At 68.6% G+C, this 14,718-nt stretch carries 18 protein-coding genes; 9 read left to right on the top strand and 9 right to left on the bottom strand.

Annotated features, from left to right (window positions below; all coding sequences use genetic code 11):
- On the top strand, positions 1-648 hold the full coding sequence (yihA, locus tag P7B02_RS01380; RefSeq protein ID WP_277784508.1) for a ribosome biogenesis GTP-binding protein YihA/YsxC: 648 nt from the start codon (positions 1-3) through the stop codon (positions 646-648).
- Positions 649-652: 4 nt separating this feature from the next.
- On the opposite strand, the gene P7B02_RS01375 is transcribed toward yihA, so the two are convergent.
- Positions 653-1,183 carry a DUF2059 domain-containing protein gene (locus tag P7B02_RS01375; RefSeq protein WP_277784507.1) on the bottom strand — a complete coding sequence of 177 codons (531 nt, stop codon included), beginning with the start codon at positions 1,181-1,183 and terminating at the stop codon, positions 653-655.
- A gap of 55 nt (positions 1,184-1,238) precedes the next feature.
- Complete coding sequence (locus P7B02_RS01370) at positions 1,239-2,510, bottom strand: metal-dependent hydrolase family protein (protein WP_277784506.1); 1,272 nt, start codon at positions 2,508-2,510, stop codon at positions 1,239-1,241.
- Positions 2,511-2,644: 134 nt separating this feature from the next.
- On the opposite strand from P7B02_RS01370, the gene argB reads away from it, so the two are divergent.
- The 4 genes from argB to P7B02_RS01350 are packed head-to-tail and all read left to right on the top strand — an operon-like array spanning position 2,645 to position 6,158.
- On the top strand, positions 2,645-3,559 hold the full coding sequence (argB, locus tag P7B02_RS01365; RefSeq protein WP_277784505.1) for an acetylglutamate kinase: 915 nt from the start codon (positions 2,645-2,647) through the stop codon (positions 3,557-3,559).
- Positions 3,556-4,221 carry a pyrimidine 5'-nucleotidase gene (locus P7B02_RS01360; RefSeq protein ID WP_277784504.1) on the top strand — a complete coding sequence of 222 codons (666 nt, stop codon included), beginning with the start codon at positions 3,556-3,558 and terminating at the stop codon, positions 4,219-4,221. Before argB ends, P7B02_RS01360 begins: the two co-directional genes overlap by 4 nt.
- Positions 4,218-5,066, top strand: a complete 849-nt coding sequence (gene dapD / locus P7B02_RS01355) for a 2,3,4,5-tetrahydropyridine-2,6-dicarboxylate N-succinyltransferase (RefSeq protein ID WP_277784503.1) — start codon at positions 4,218-4,220, stop codon at positions 5,064-5,066. The genes P7B02_RS01360 and dapD overlap by 4 nt, the downstream gene beginning before the upstream one ends.
- A 36-nt stretch (positions 5,067-5,102) precedes the next feature.
- Entirely contained in the window at positions 5,103-6,158 is a 1,056-nt protein-coding gene (locus tag P7B02_RS01350) for an AI-2E family transporter (protein ID WP_277784502.1), read from the top strand.
- On the opposite strand, the gene P7B02_RS01345 is transcribed toward P7B02_RS01350, so the two are convergent.
- Positions 6,155-6,637, bottom strand: coding sequence for a cupin domain-containing protein (locus P7B02_RS01345; protein WP_277784501.1), 483 nt, complete (start codon positions 6,635-6,637; stop codon positions 6,155-6,157). The two genes, P7B02_RS01350 and P7B02_RS01345, sit on opposite strands and share 4 nt — an antisense overlap.
- A 50-nt stretch (positions 6,638-6,687) precedes the next feature.
- Between P7B02_RS01345 and dapE the strand changes: the two genes are divergently transcribed.
- Positions 6,688-7,836 carry a succinyl-diaminopimelate desuccinylase gene (dapE, locus tag P7B02_RS01340; protein ID WP_277784500.1) on the top strand — a complete coding sequence of 383 codons (1,149 nt, stop codon included), beginning with the start codon at positions 6,688-6,690 and terminating at the stop codon, positions 7,834-7,836.
- Here dapE and P7B02_RS01335 read toward each other — a convergent pair.
- A complete protein-coding gene (locus tag P7B02_RS01335; RefSeq protein WP_277784499.1) occupies positions 7,823-8,431 on the bottom strand; it encodes a hypothetical protein in 609 nt (202 codons plus the stop codon). The genes dapE and P7B02_RS01335 overlap by 14 nt on opposite strands.
- 51 nt (positions 8,432-8,482) lie before the next feature.
- Positions 8,483-9,220, bottom strand: coding sequence for a tRNA pseudouridine(38-40) synthase TruA (gene truA / locus P7B02_RS01330; protein WP_277784498.1), 738 nt, complete (start codon positions 9,218-9,220; stop codon positions 8,483-8,485).
- 30 nt (positions 9,221-9,250) lie between these two features.
- Here truA and P7B02_RS01325 point away from each other — a divergent pair, with 30 nt between their 5' ends.
- Positions 9,251-9,490, top strand: a complete 240-nt coding sequence (locus P7B02_RS01325; protein ID WP_277784497.1) for a hypothetical protein — start codon at positions 9,251-9,253, stop codon at positions 9,488-9,490.
- Position 9,491: 1 nt separating this feature from the next.
- Here the strand turns inward: P7B02_RS01325 and fmt are convergent, their stop codons facing one another.
- Entirely contained in the window at positions 9,492-10,409 is a 918-nt protein-coding gene (gene fmt / locus P7B02_RS01320; protein WP_277784496.1) for a methionyl-tRNA formyltransferase, read from the bottom strand.
- 73 nt (positions 10,410-10,482) lie between these two features.
- Between fmt and P7B02_RS01315 the strand changes: the two genes are divergently transcribed.
- Positions 10,483-10,851: a cell surface protein gene (locus P7B02_RS01315; RefSeq protein ID WP_277784495.1), complete on the top strand. Its 369-nt coding sequence runs from the start codon at positions 10,483-10,485 to the stop codon at positions 10,849-10,851.
- A gap of 24 nt (positions 10,852-10,875) precedes the next feature.
- Here the strand turns inward: P7B02_RS01315 and def are convergent, their stop codons facing one another.
- The 3 genes from def to P7B02_RS01300 are packed head-to-tail and all read right to left on the bottom strand — an operon-like array spanning position 10,876 to position 13,628.
- Complete coding sequence (gene def, locus P7B02_RS01310; protein ID WP_277784494.1) at positions 10,876-11,394, bottom strand: peptide deformylase; 519 nt, start codon at positions 11,392-11,394, stop codon at positions 10,876-10,878.
- A gap of 55 nt (positions 11,395-11,449) precedes the next feature.
- Positions 11,450-12,694: a DNA recombination protein RmuC gene (gene rmuC, locus P7B02_RS01305; protein ID WP_277784493.1), complete on the bottom strand. Its 1,245-nt coding sequence runs from the start codon at positions 12,692-12,694 to the stop codon at positions 11,450-11,452.
- Positions 12,695-12,731: 37 nt separating this feature from the next.
- Positions 12,732-13,628, bottom strand: coding sequence for a LysR family transcriptional regulator (locus P7B02_RS01300; protein ID WP_277784492.1), 897 nt, complete (start codon positions 13,626-13,628; stop codon positions 12,732-12,734).
- Between the two features lie 94 nt (positions 13,629-13,722).
- Here P7B02_RS01300 and P7B02_RS01295 point away from each other — a divergent pair, with 94 nt between their 5' ends.
- Entirely contained in the window at positions 13,723-14,715 is a 993-nt protein-coding gene (locus P7B02_RS01295; protein ID WP_277784491.1) for an aldo/keto reductase, read from the top strand.
- Positions 14,716-14,718: the final 3 nt, after the last annotated feature.

Raw genomic sequence — 14,718 nt, 5'->3', positions numbered from 1 at the left:
TTGAGCGACGCCCTGTTCGACGACGAACAACTGGAGGCCGGGCGGCTGCTGTTCGCCCGACCCACCGTGTTCATGATGGGCGCCGTCGCCATGGACGGCCTGCCGCCGGACGACCTTCCCGAGGTCGCCTTCGCCGGCCGCTCCAATGTGGGCAAGTCCAGCCTGATCAACGCCATCGTCGGCCAGAACCATCTGGCCCGAGCCTCGAACGAGCCGGGCCGCACGCGCGAACTGAACTTCTTCGTCACCGACGACAAGCTGCGCCTGGTCGACCTGCCCGGCTACGGCTGGGCCCGCGCCGCCAAGACCGAGGTGAAGAAGTTCCAGAACCTCGGCCGCGACTACCTGCGCGGCCGCCCGGCGCTGAAGCGCGTCTATCTGCTGATCGACAGCCGCCACGGCCTGAAGACGGTGGACAACGAGCCCATGGACGCCCTCGACAAGGCGGCGGTGTCCTATCAGATCGTCCTGACCAAGGCCGACAAGATGAAGCCGGCCGAGGTCGAGGCCGTGGCCCAGAAGACGCTCAAGGCCATCGCCAAGCGTCCGGCCGCCTTCCCCCGCGTCCTGGCGACCTCGTCCGAAAAGGGCGTGGGCATCCCGGACCTGCGGGCCGAGATCATGACCGTCTGCGGCGTGCGGCCGTAAGGCCCTAGGTCTTCTTCCCCGGAAGCCGCTGGGCCTGCTCCGGCAGGGCGCAGCCGCCGATGGCGGCGCAGAAGCGCGCCTGCATCTCCGCCTCGATCTGCGGCTGGACCTCGGCGATCGCGCCTTCCAGGGCCGGCATCATCACCGTCCGGCCCTTCTCCAGCCAGGCCTTGCCGGCCGGGGAGACGTAGAAGGCGTTGATGCCGTTCAGCTCCTCGATGGTGAAGGTCGTGGCGCAGGTCTCGATCACCCGCTGCACCACCACGGCCTTGCCGCCGTCCAGGGCCAGGCCCAGGGCGGTCTTGTAGGCCTCGACGCTCTTCTCGTTCTCGGCGAAGGGCGTGATCCGCTGGCTCACCTCATCGACGATGGCCGCAATCTTGGCGTCCATGTCGTCGCGCATGCCGGCCAGATCCACCGACCTGGCGCACAGGGCGAAGCGCTCGGCCTCCACCACGTCCTTCTCGGTGGCCAGGGCGGGCGCGGCGAAGGTCAGGCCCAGGACGGCCAGGGCGGCGAGAAGTGTGGTGTTCATGGGCCTTCCTTGGAGGTTCACGCGCCGCCGGGCCTTGATCGGGATCAAGAACGGGTCAGTTGGGGCCCTTCACCACCACGCCGCCCTTGATCACCGCCACCGGCTTCTCCAGGGCGCGGACGTCCGACAACGGGTCACCCGACACCGCCACCATGTCGCCCCACGCGCCGACCTTGATCTGGCCCACGTCGGGGCGGGCGAGGGCTTCAGCGGCGTTGAGCGTGGCGGTGCGGATCGCCTCCAGGGGCGTCATGCCGTAGCGGACCATGATCGCGAACTGTTTGCCGCTGTCCTTGTGCGGATAGACGCCGGTGTCGGTGCCGTAGACCATCTTCACGCCGGCCGCGTGCGCCTTGCGGAAGTTGTTGCGCTGAATCTCGGCGATCTCGCGGTCCTTGCGCAGGTTGTCCTCCAGCACGCCGTTCTTGGCGCCCTCGGACTGCGTGTACTCGGTGTTGTAGATGTCCATGGAAAACCAGGCGCCCTTGGCCTTGGCCAGGCGGATGCCCTCGTCATCCACCAGGCTGACGTGCTCGATGGTGTCGACGCCGGCGCGGATGGCGTCCTTGATGCCCGCCGCGCCGTGGGCGTGCGCGGCGACCTTCAGACCCCACATGTGCGCCTCTTCAACGATGGCGGTCATGTCGGCCAGGGACAGCTGCTGCTGACCGGGTTCGGTGTTGCGCGAAAAGACCCCGCCGGTGGCGCAGATCTTGATCACCTCGGCCCCGTACTTGCGAAGGGTGCGGACCACCTTGCGGCCCTCTTCAGGACTGTCGGCGTTGAATTCGCTGGCCTGTTTCATCGAGGGCGGGAAATAGGTGCTGTCGCAGTGTCCGCCCGTGGCGCCGAAGCTGGAGCCCGCCGGGATCACCCGAGGCCCGACCAGATAGCCCATGTCGATGGCCTGCTTGAGGCCCACGTCCACATAGGGCGAGGTGCCCAGCGACCGCACGGTGGTGAAGCCGGCCTCAAGGGTGTCCTTGGCGTTTCGCGGCGCCGTGAAGGTGTGGAAGCTGTCGGTGTACTGCAGGCCCGTATAGCCGCCCAATTCGGGCGCGCCTTCCAGGTGTGTGTGCATGTCGATCAGGCCCGGGACCAGGGTCGTCGCGCCCAGGTCCACGGTCTTGGTTCCTTGAGGGATCGTGGTGGCCGCCAGGGGGCTGATGCTGACGATCTTGCCGTTGGTGATCAGCACCAGGGGCTTTTCGACGTATTTCCCGGTCGCCACGTCCAGCAGCCGGTCGGCGGTCACGGCCACCGTCTCGGCCTGGGCGACGCCCGAAACCATCGCCGCGGCCACAGCCGCCATCACCACATGCTTCATGAAACAGCCCCCTCAAATCACGAGCGTCGGACGCTAGCAGTTCGCGGCGTGGCGCCTAGGGGCAAGGCGAAGGTGACAGGGGGGGCAAGGTCCGCTATCGAAGCGCGCCTTTCGATTGGGCGGAGAGCGCCGAAATGACCGACAGTTCCGTCACCCCAGATTGGGCCGGCGCCAAGACGCTCGCCGAGGCTCTGCCCTACATCCAGATCTATGACCGCGAGACCGTGGTCATCAAATACGGCGGCCACGCCATGGGCGAGGAGGAGAGCGCCAAGCGCTTCGCCGCCGACGCCGTGCTGCTGAAGCTGCTGGGCGTGCATCCGGTCGTCGTCCACGGCGGCGGCCCGCAGATCAGCCGCATGCTCGACCGCGCCGGCGTGAAATCGACCTTCATCGACGGCCTGCGCGTCACCGACGAAGCCACCATGGAAGTGGCCGAAATGGTTCTGTCCGGCGCGATCAACAAGGAGATCGCCAACTGGATCACCCTGGCCGGCCGTGAAGCCGACGTGCGGGGCGTGGGCCTGTCGGGCAAGGACGCCCGCCTGATCACCGTCGAGAAAGCCACCCGGACCCGCAAGGACCCGGACAGCAACATCGAGCAGGTCGTCGATCTCGGCTTCGTGGGCGAGCCTACCCGCGTCGATCCGCAGCTCATCCAAGCCCTGATCACCTCCGAGCAGGACTACATCCCCGTCGTCGCGCCGATCGGCGTGTCGGAGCACGGCGAGACCTACAACATCAACGCCGACACCGTGGCCGGCGCCCTGGCCGGCGCCCTGCGGGCCAAGCGGATGCTGCTGCTCACCGACGTGGCTGGCGTGCTGGACGAGAACAAGGAGCTCATCCGCGAGCTCACCGTCGCCGAGGCGCGCGGCCTGATCGCCTCGGGCGTCGCCACCGGCGGCATGATCCCCAAGCTGGAGACCGCCATCGCCGCCGTGGAATCGGGCGTCGAAGCCGTGGTCATCCTCGACGGCCGCCGCCCGCACGCCATGCTGGTGGAGCTGTTCAGCGAGCACGGGGCGGGCACGCTCATCCGCGCATGACCGCCAACCTCGCCCACATCGACGTCTGGCTGTTCGACCTCGACAACACCCTGTACCCGGCCTCGACCGAGTTCATGGGGCTGATCGAGGTTCGGATGACCGACTTCGTTGCGCGGGCGACCGGCCTGCCGCGGGACGAGGCCCGGGCGCTGCAGAAGCGCTACTGGATGGAGCACGGGACGACCCTGGCCGGACTGATGGCTCACCACGGCATCGACCCCACCGACTTCCTGAACGAGGTCCATGACGTGGCCCTCGACCGTCTGGCGCCCGATCCGCTGCTGCGCGCGGCGATGGAGCGCCTGCCGGGCCGCCGCCTGATCTTCACCAACGGCTCGGCCGCCCACGCCGAACGGGTCCTGGCGCACCTGCAGCTCGACGACCTGTTCGAGGACACCTTCCATATCGAGGCGGCCGACTACATCCCCAAGCCCGCGCCGGGGACCTTCGACCGCATGACCAAGCGCCACGGCGTCGATCCGCGCGCCGCCGCCTTCTTCGAGGACAGCGAGAAGAATCTCGCCCCGGCGGCCCTGATCGGCATGACCACCGTGCTGGTCGGCGACGACGCGCCGGCCTCGATCGCCGATTTCGTCCATCACAAGACCACCGACCTGGCCGGCTTCCTCGCCGGGGCCAGCATCAAGGAGACCGCCCGATGAGCCATGAGCTTCAAACCGAAATCGAAGCCGCCTGGGAGGTCCGCGACACCCTCAACGCCGACACGCGCGGCGGCGCCCGCACGGCGGTCGACCAGGCCCTGGCCCAGCTGGACGCCGGCGAGGCCCGCGTGGCCGAGAAGATCGACGGCGAATGGGTCACTCACCAATGGCTGAAGAAGGCGGTCCTGCTGTCCTTCCGCCTGCACCCGAACCGCGTCATGGCCTCGGCCCCGCTGTTCGGCGGCGCCGGCACCGGCTCGCCCAGCCCCTATTTCGACAAGGTGCCGCTGAAGTTCGACGACTGGACCGACGCGGACTTCCAGGCCGCCGGCTTCCGCGTGGTGCCGGGCGCCGTGGCCCGTCGCGGCTCGTTCATCGGCAAGGGCGTGGTTCTGATGCCGTCCTTCGTGAACATCGGCGCCTATGTCGATGAAAGCACCATGGTCGACACCTGGGCTACGGTCGGCTCCTGCGCCCAGATCGGCAAGCGCGTCCACATCAGCGGCGGCGCCGGCATCGGCGGCGTGCTGGAGCCTCTGCAGGCCAACCCGACCATCATCGAGGACGACTGCTTCATCGGCGCCCGCTCGGAAGTGGCCGAGGGCGTGATCGTCGGCCAGGGCGCGGTGCTTTCCATGGGCGTCTTCCTGTCGGCCTCGACCAAGATCGTCGACCGCGCCACGGGCCAGATCCACATGGGCAAGGTGCCGCCCTACAGCGTCGTGGTGCCGGGCTCGCTGCCGGGCAAGGACGGCGGCCCGAGCCTCTACTGCGCGGTCATCGTCAAGACGGTGGACGCCCAGACCCGATCCAAGACCGGCATCAACGAACTGCTGCGGGACTGATCCAGCGCCTCGGCGCGTGAACCATAGGGGCTTGTCGTGATCACAGCGCCGGCGCGGGTCGCACAGACGGTCACCGGGGTGGCGGCGGGCCTCGCCATCCTGTGGGCCTTCCGCGCCGTAATCCAGCCCTTCGTCATCGCCCTGGTCTTGCTGGTCCTGGTGGACGCCACGGCGCGGGCCCTGATGCGCGCCATGCCCCGCGCGCCGCAATGGCTGGTGGTCATCGGCACGGGGGCGATCCTGGGCCTCGGCGTCCTCGGCTCGGCCTTCGTGGTGGTGCGCGGCGCGGCTCAGCTCATGGGTCAGGCCGGGCGGCTGGAGGATCGCCTCGACGACCTGCTGGCCCTGGCCGGCTCGCAGTTCGGCGTCACGCAGCCCCTTCATCTGCGGGGCCTGCTGTCGCGGATCGACCTGCCGTCCCTGATCCAGAACGTCCTGGGGCAGCTGCAGGGGGCCATGTCCGGCATCACCCTGACCCTGCTGTTCCTGGCCTTCCTGCTCGCCACCCGCCACCGCATCGACGAGAAGATCGACCGCATCGCCGAGTCCTCGGCCCTCTCGGCCCAGGCCCACGCCGTGGTCGAGCGCTGCGTGAAGGGCGTCGAGGCCTATGTCTGGGTGCAGACGGTGACCGGCGCCATGATCGCCGGCGTCTCCGGCTTGGTCATGCTGGCGCTGGGCCTGGACAACGCCATGTTCTGGACGCTGATCCTGTTCCTGCTGTCCTACATCCCGGTGCTGGGCGTCGCCATCGGGAGCATCGCCCCGGCCCTGTTCGCCCTACTACAGTTCACCCAGCCCTGGCAGGCCGTGGCGATCTTCGCGGCGATCCAGGCGGTGTCCTTCGTGGTCGGCAATCTGGTCCTGCCCAAGATGCAGGCCGACACCCAGAACATCGACCCGTCCGCCGGCCTGGTGGCCCTGGGCGCCTGGACCCTGATCTGGGGGATTTCGGGCGCCTTCCTGGCCATACCCCTGACCCTGGCGCTGATGTTCCTTTTCGCCCAGTTCGACAGCACCCGCTGGGTGGCGATCCTGATCTCCAACGACGGCCGGCCCCTGCCCGAGGATAAGCCGACTGAAGGGGCCTAGGGCTCCGTCCGCTGCGCGAAGGGGCCGTAGGACTTTCCGTCCTTGGTCTCGTAGCCCTCAGCCTCCAGCGGCAGGTGCAGGTCGATGTCCGGATAGGTGCAGACGTCCGTCGCAGGCTGTCGCCCGCCCACCTCCAGCAGCAGGGCGTCCTTGCCTGAACGGTTCTGCAGGTGGTGCCCGTTCGGCGCCCCGGCTGGGAAGCCCGCGCATTCGCCGGCCCTGAGCACGGTCTCTACCCCGTCCTCCACCAGCACCACCTCGCCCTCCACCACCCAGACGAACTCGTCCTCCGCAGTGTGCCAGTGCCGTTGGCTGCTCCATTGTCCGTCCGGCAGGCGCATCAGGTTCACCCCGAACTGGTTCAGCCCCGCAGCGTCGCCCAGCTTCTGCCGCCGCCGGCCATGACACTGCAGGTGAAAGGGCGGCGGATAGCCGGTGCCGTCAAAGACGGGCGCGGCGGCGATGTCGATCTTGGGCATGCGGACTCTTGAGTTTGCATGTGATGCAAATTCAAGCCTAAACCGGCGCCATGACCGCCGCCATCGATCCCGTCGCCTTCGCGCAGGAACTCATCCGCCGCCCGTCCGTCACCCCCGCCGACGCCGGCGCCATGGACGTGCTTCAGCGCAAGCTGGAGGCCCTGGGCTTCGCCTGCCGCCGCATGAAGTACGGCGAGATCGAGAACCTCTATGCCCGTCGCGGAACGGCCTCGCCGAACCTCTGCTTCGCCGGCCACACCGACGTGGTGCCGACGGGCGATCTCGCGGCCTGGAGCCAGGATCCCTTCGAGGCCCCCATCGTCGACGGCAAGCTGATCGGCCGCGGCGCGGTGGACATGAAAAGCGCCATCGCCGCCTTCGTCGCCGCCGTCTCCAACAGCCCGGAACCCGCCGGCTCCATCAGCTTCCTGATCACCGGCGACGAGGAGGGCGTGGCCCTCGACGGCACCAAGAAAGTGGTCGAGGCCCTGATCGCCGAGGGTGAGCCCGTGGACCACTGCGTGGTGGGCGAACCCACCAGCGCCACGGTTTTCGGCGACATGATCAAGGTCGGCCGCCGGGGCAGCATCAACGCCTGGATCACGGTGGAGGGCGTTCAGGGCCACGTGGCCTATCCCCACCGCTCGGCCAACCCGATCCCGGTGCTGGTCAACCTGCTGGCAAAGCTCCAGGCCCGCGTGCTGGACGAGGGATACCAGGACTTCCAGCCCTCGAACCTGGAAGTCACCACCATCGACGTGGGCAATCCGGCGACGAACGTGATCCCGGCCGTGGCCAAGGCGCGGCTGAATATCCGCTTCAATCCCAACCATACCGGCGCGTCGCTGACCGAATGGCTCCAGGCCGAATGCGCCGCGGCGGGCGAAGGCTTCAAGGGCTCCGTGACCCTCGATCCCCTGGTCAGCGGCGAGGCCTTCCTCACCGAGCCCGGCTCCTTCGTGGACGTCGCCGCCGGGGCGTTCGAGGACGTCACCGGCCACGCGCCGGAACGCTCCACCAGCGGCGGCACCTCCGACGCCCGCTTCATCCGCAGTCTGTGCCCGGTGGTCGAGATGGGCTTGGTCGGCACGACCATGCACCAGATCGACGAACGCGCCCCGATCACCGAGATCGAGGCCCTGACCAAGGTCTATGAGCGGCTGATCGCACGTTACTTCGCGGCGTTTACATCGCGATAGGCGCCGTAGACCTGGTGAGAATGGCCCAAGTCTTGTCGCCCACAAACGAGACTGAGCGACTGTAGCTTGTAGAACTGCTGCGGCGAAGGATGGCCGTCACGGTGAGCTCGTGGCCGCTTGGGTCACAAGGCTCTTTCGAGCCCCTAATCAAAGCAAGCCAGCAGGCTTCGAGGTCCTGCGGCGGGGGCGGGAACACCCATCCCCAGCTCCTCAACGCTTCACGCAATTCCAGAACAAGCAGATCGCAGGCTGCTTGGCTGAAGCCCAAATCCTCGTGGTTGTCATACGCGTAGGGCATCGGTCGCAGATGGAACTGGAAGTCGATGCGCTGAAGAGCGTCGCCGTCCTCTGCGGGAATGATGACGAGGCTTGAAGTGATTTCGTAGCCCGGCGCCACAATCGGATGGTCGGCGGAACGAGCTTCAGGATAGCGGCCCTGCAAGGCATTGTATTTTGCTGCGATCGCCTCGACGAAGCGCTCGCCGCGCGTCTCAAGCTCGCCGCCAACGAGTTTCCGCCGAAGAACCGACGTCTTCAGCAGGCCCGTGCCCCAGGCGATGCTTCTTTCCGCTGGTGGAAGCGGTTTGAGTTCCAATGGGGAGGTCTCCTCGAGCCACGCGACCCCAGAATACGCCTCAACCGCCCCTCAGTAACCCACGCCGGTGAAGTACAGGCCGTCCGCCGGCGCCACCGGGCCGCAGGCTCGGCGATCCCTGGCTTCCAGGGCGGCCTTCAAATCGTCGGCGGTCCAGCGGCCGACGCCGACCTCGGTCAGGGTGCCGATCATCGACCGCACCTGCCGATGCAGGAACGAGCGAGAGGCGAACTCCGTCAGCACGTAGTCGCCCTCGCGATAGACCTTCACCAGGTCCAGGGTCTTCATGGGCGACTTCGCCTGGCACTGCATGTCGCGGAAGGTGGTGAAGTCGTGGTGCCCCACCAGAACCTGGCCGGCCGCATGCATCCGCGCCTCGTCGATCGGCTTCTTCACCAGCCACACGCGCCCCTGGTCCAGGGCCGGCGGCGCCTTGCGGTTCAGGATCCGGTACAGGTAGCGCCGCTCCGTGGCCGAGAACCGGGCGTGCCAGTCGCCCACCGCGACCTCCGCCTCGACGATGGCCACCGGCTCGGGAACCAGGTGGGCGTTCAGGGCGTCGCGGACGACCTCCGGCTTCCAGTCCTTCTCCAGGTCGATATGGACCACCTGGCCGGTGGCGTGAACGCCGGTGTCGGTGCGGCCGGCGGCCTGCAGGCGCACGTCCTCGCCACAGAAGGCCTTCACCGCCCGCTCGATGGAGCCCTGCACCGACGGCAGGTCGCCCTGGGCCTGCAGGCCGCGATAGGGGCGGCCGTCATACTCGACGAGAAGGCGGTAGCGGGGCATCAGTAAGGCTTACTCGGTGAAAGGTTGAGAATGCCACTGATCACGCGGTTCGCGCGCCATGACACCCCAGGCGTCAAACGTCAGAAGACTCAGGTCGTCGCCCGGCACAAGTCCGAGACCCGCGACGGTCAGGCCCTGGTCCAGATCGACACCTACAGCGCCGACGACAAGGACTTCTCCGGCAAGCCGGTCCAGACCTTCCAGCTCGACCGCAAGAGCGCCTTCGAGCTGTGGAACATCCTGGGCAAGGAGTTCGACTTCTTCCGCTGATCTAGCTCACAATCGTGCCGGCCGGCACGGGATAGCCGTTCAGGAACACGTCGGCGTTCTGGGCGCCCTTGCCCTCGCGCTGGACGGTCAGCAGGCGCACCGCGCCCTCGCCGCAGGCGATCAGCAGGCGGTCGTCCAGCATCGTGCCGGGCGCGCCCTCGCCGTTCTCCAGCCGCGACAGCAGGGCCTTCACCCGCGCGCCGCCCGGCCCTTCGAACCAGGCGCCGGGGAAGGGGGACAGGCCGCGGATATGGCGGTCGATCTCGGCGGCCGGGCGCGTCCAGTCGATGCGCGCCTCCTCAGACTTGATCTTCTTGGCGTAGGTGACGCCGTCCTCGCTCTGCGGCGTGCCGGCCGCGCCGCCGCGCTCGATGGCGGCCAGGGCGCGGGGCAGCAGCTGCGCGCCGACCTGGGCCAGGCGCTCGGACAGGCTGGCGGCCGTGTCCAGGGCGTCGATCCGCACCGTCTCCGACAGCAGGATCGGCCCTTCGTCCAGACCCTCGCTCATGCGCATGACCTGAACCCCGGTCAGGGCGTCGCCGGCCATGATCGCCCGCTGGATCGGCGCGGCCCCGCGCCAGCGCGGCAGCAGGGAGGCGTGGACGTTGAAACAACCCAGGCGCGGCGCCTCCAGCACCTCACGCAGCAGGATCTGGCCGTAGGCCACCACCACGGCGGCGTCGAGGTCCAGGGCCTGGAACGCCTCGATCTCCTCCGGGGTCTTCATGCTGGCCGGGGTGCGCACCTCCAGCCCCAGGGTCTCGGCGAAGGCGTGGACGGGCGAGGGCTTCAGGGCCTGGCCCCGGCCGCGCGGGCGCGGCGGCTGGGAATAGACGCAGACGATCTCGTGTCCGGCTGAGACCAGTTCGGCCAGGCTCTGGACCGCGAATTCGGGGGTGCCGAGGAAAGCTAGACGCATGGGCGTGGTTTAGCGGGCCGGAACCGTCCCCGCCATGCCTACGTTAGACGCCGCAACAGAGGAGAGCTTAGCCATGCGTTCCATCCTGCTCGCCGCCACGGCCGTCGCCGCCCTGTCCATCGCCGCCTGCTCGCAGGAGCAGCGGTCGGAGATCAAGGAAGGCGCCGACAGCGCCGCCTCGGAAGTCCGCGAGGCCGCCAGCGACATCAAGAACGACACCGACGTGAAGGACGCCGGCAACGCCATCAAGGAAGCCGCCAAGGACAGCGGCCAAGCCCTGAAGGAGACGGCGGCCGAAGCCGGCGACGCGCTGGAAGACGCGGCCGCTGACGCCAAGCGTGAGGGCAAGGAGCTCGGCGCCGACATCAAGCGTGAGACGAACGAGGGCGCGCGAAACGTCCAGCGCGCCACCGACGGCAAGGAAGAAACCAAGCCCCGCTAGCGCTAGGGCCTGAGGCGCGTCGCCCTAGGCGGCGCGCATGACCTTCTTGACCTTGGTGATGGCCCGGTCGCGGCGCAGGCGCGACAGGTGGTCGATGAACAGCACGCCTTCCAGGTGGTCCATCTCGTGCTGGATGCAGACGGCGAACAGGCCCTCGGCCTCTTCCTCGACCTGCTCGCCCTGATAGTTCAGGTAACGCAGCGTGACCTTCGCCGGACGCTCGACCTCGTCATAATATTCCGGGATCGACAGGCAGCCTTCCTCGTAGGGCAGGGTGTCTTCCGACGTGGTCAGGATCTCCGGGTTCACGAAGTAGCGCGGAGCCTTCTCCTCGCCCGAGCCTAGATCCATGACAATGACGCGCTTGGTCACGCCGATCTGCACGGCGGCCAGGCCGATGCCGGGCGCGGCGTACATGGTCTCCAGCATGTCGTCCATCAGGGCGCGCAGTTCGTCGTCCACGCCCTCGACGGGGGTGGAGACCTGCTTGAGCACCGCCGTGTCGGCGGCGTTGTCCACGGTGAGGATGCGACGGATAGCCATGGGCGGGAGGTAGGCCCGATGGGGCCGAACGTCAAGATTTCCGGGGTTTTGGGGACTATTCCGCCGCAGGCGGCGCCAGCTTCACCAATGGCCTGACCGAGCCCTCGACGGGCGCCAGTTCGGCGATCTCCTTGCCTTCGTGGTCCACCGACAGCTCCTCGAAACGCCGGGCCTGGGTCAGGACCTGGCTCTCCAGCGAGCCGACGAACTGGTTGTAGCGGCCCACCGCCGCCTCCAGCGCCTTGCCCACCGAACCGGCATGGGCGCCCATGACCGCGATGCGCTTGTAGAGCTCGCGCCCGACCTTGACGATGTCGGCGGCGTTCTTGGCCTGCTCTTCGACCCGCCAGCCATAGGCGACGGCCTTGCACAGGGCGAACAGGGTGGTCGGGGTGACGATCACCACCTTCTTCTCCATGGCCTCGGTCATCAGGTCCGGCAGGCGGTCCAGCGCCGCGGCCAGGAAGCCGTCGCCCGGCACGAACATGGCCACGAAGTCGGGCGACCCCTCATTGGCGAACTGGTCCCAGTAGGCCTTGGCCGACAGCCCGGTCATGTGGGTGCGGACGCTGGCGGCGTGGCGGACAAAGGCGGCCTCGCGCAAAGCCTCATCGGCCGCCTCCTGGGCCTCCAGGAAGGCGTTGAGCGAGCATTTGGCGTCGATGACGAACACCCCGCCGCCGGGCATCCGCACCTTTACGTCCGGGCGACGGCGGCCTTCGTCGGTGTCGACGCTGAACTGCTCCTCGAAGTCGAAGCGGCTGTTCAGGCCGGCGGCCTCCAGAACGTTGCGTAGGGTCTGCTCGCCCCAGCGGCCCTGAACCCCGGCGCCTCGGCGCAGGGCGGCGGACAGCTTGCGCGCCTCGGCCTGGGTGGCGGTGGACGCCTCCATCAGGGCGGCGATCTGGGCCTTCAGCCCGCCGGTCTCCTCGGCGCGGGTCTTCTCCACCGCCTGCACCTGGGCCTCGAACTTGGCCAGGGTGTCGGCGACGGGCTTCAACTGCGCCTCCAGCCGTTGCTGGGCCAGAAGCTCGCGGTTGCGGAAGGTCTCGTCGCTGCGTTTCAGCAGCTCTTCGGCCACCACGCTGGCGCTCTGGGCGGCCTGGGCGCGCAGCAGTTCGCCCTGGCTCGCCGCTTGGTCCTCCAGCAGCCGCACGCGCGCCTCGGCCTCGGCCACCCGCTCCTGATAGGCGAAGGCCCGGTCGTCGGCGCGGCCGGCGCGCAGGCGCTCCAACACGGCCCAGGCGAGGAAGGCGAGGGCCAGCACGGCGGAGGCGGCGAAGAGGATGGCGAAGTTCATGCTCTGTTCTTAGCCCTGATCGCCGGATTCGAAAAGCTCACCGCCCGGCGCGGACGAAGTCGATGAAGGCCCGCAAGGCCGGCGGCATGTGCCGCCGCGAATGGTAGTACAGGCGCGGCCCGGTGAACCGCTCCGACCACTCCGGCAGGACCTCCACCAGGGCGCCGGAGGCCAGCTGCGGCGCCACCATGTCCTCGAACAGGTAGGAAATCCCCAGGCCCGCCTCGACGGCGGCCAGATGCATCTCGGGACTATTGGTGACCAGCGGCCCCTTGGGCGCGACGCGGAGCAGCTCGTTGCCCTTGGAGAACTCCCAGGCCGGCGACGCCCCGCTGAGGAACCTATGACGGATGCAGGCGTGCTCCAGCAGGTCCTGCGGATGGCGCGGCGTCCCGTGCGCGGCCAGATAGGCGGGTGCGGCGACGGTGGCGAACCTCTGCTCGCGGGGCCCGATGGGCAGGGCGATCATGTCCTTCTCCAGCCGCTCGTCATAGCGGATGCCGGCGTCATAGCCGGCCGCCAGCACGTCGATGAACTCGTCCTGGGCGATGATCTCCAGCCGCACGCCGGGATAGGCCTGCAGGAAGCGCAGAGCGATGGGCGGCAGGATGAACCGCGCCACCACGGTGGGGGCGTTCAGGCGCAAGGTACCGGACGGCCCGGCGGCGCGCAGGCTGCCCAACTCCTCCAGCGCCCCCGCCACCTCGCCCAGGGCGGGGGCCAGCCGGGTCAGCAGCCGCTCTCCCGCCTCGGTCGGCGTCACGCTGCGAGTGGTGCGGTTCAGCAGCCGCACGTCCAGCCGCGCCTCAAGCCGCCGCACCGCCTCGCTCAGGGTCGAGGCGGACGCGCCGCGCAACGCCGCCGCTCCGCGAAAGCTGCGGGCCCGCGCCACGGCGGCGAAGGCGTCCAGGTCGGCCAGATCCACATCTGACATTGTGCGAATTTCCGAACGGGTTGTGCGAACTAAACCGGATTATCGCACGAAACATCGCGGCGCATAGTCGGCTCATCCACCAAGGAGCTTCCCCATGAAGACCGCCACCCTGGGCCGCACCGGCCCGCAAGTCTCCGCCTTCGGCCTCGGGGCCATGGGCATGTCCGACATGTACGGCCCCAGCGACCGGGCCGAGAGCATCGCCACCATCCACGCCGCCCTCGACGCCGGGATCAACCTGATCGACACCGGCGACTTCTATGGCATGGGCCACAATGAGATGCTGATCGCCGAGGCGCTGAAGGGCGTCGACCGCGACCGCTACGTGCTCAGCGTCAAGACCGGCGCCCTGCGCGACCCGGCCGGCGGCTTCGCCGGCTACGATTCCCGCCCCGCCGCCCTGAAGAACTTCCTCGCCTACAGCCTGAAGCGCCTGCAGGTGGACTACATCGACGTCTACCGCCCCTCGCGCCTCGACCCCGACGTGCCGATCGAGGACTCCATCGGCGCCCTGAGCGAGATGGTCCAGGCCGGCTATATCCGCCACATCGGCCTGTCCGAGGTCGGCGCCGAAACCATCCGCCGCGCCGCCGCCGTCCATCCGATCACCGACCTGCAGATCGAGTACTCCCTGATCTCGCGCGGGCTGGAGGCGGAGATCCTGCCGACCCTGCGCGAACTGGGGATCGGCATGACCGCCTATGGCGTCCTGTCGCGCGGCCTGATCAGCGGCCACTGGTCCAAGGATCGCGAGATGGGGCGTGACTTCCGCGCCATGGCCCCGCGCTTCCAGGGTGAAAACCTCGACCGCAACCTGGCCCTGGTTGAGGCCATCCGCGCCATCGCCGAGGCCAAGGGCGTCAGCGTCGCCCAGATCGCCATCGCCTGGGTGGCGGCCCAGGGGAGCGACATCGTCCCGCTGATCGGCGCCCGCCGCCGCGACCGCCTGACCGAAGCCCTGGGCGCGCTCGACGTCACCCTGACGGCGGACGACTTGGCCGCCCTGGAACGCGCCGTGCCCAAGAACGCCGCCGCGGGAGAGCGCTACGCTCCCGCCCTGATGGCCCACCTCGACAGCGAGCGTTGAGGC

The organism is Caulobacter segnis, from assembly GCF_029543125.1.
Taxonomy (GTDB): domain Bacteria; phylum Pseudomonadota; class Alphaproteobacteria; order Caulobacterales; family Caulobacteraceae; genus Caulobacter; species Caulobacter segnis_D.
Note: the sequence above shows the minus strand (reverse complement) of the source record. Positions and strands in the feature narration are given on the sequence as shown.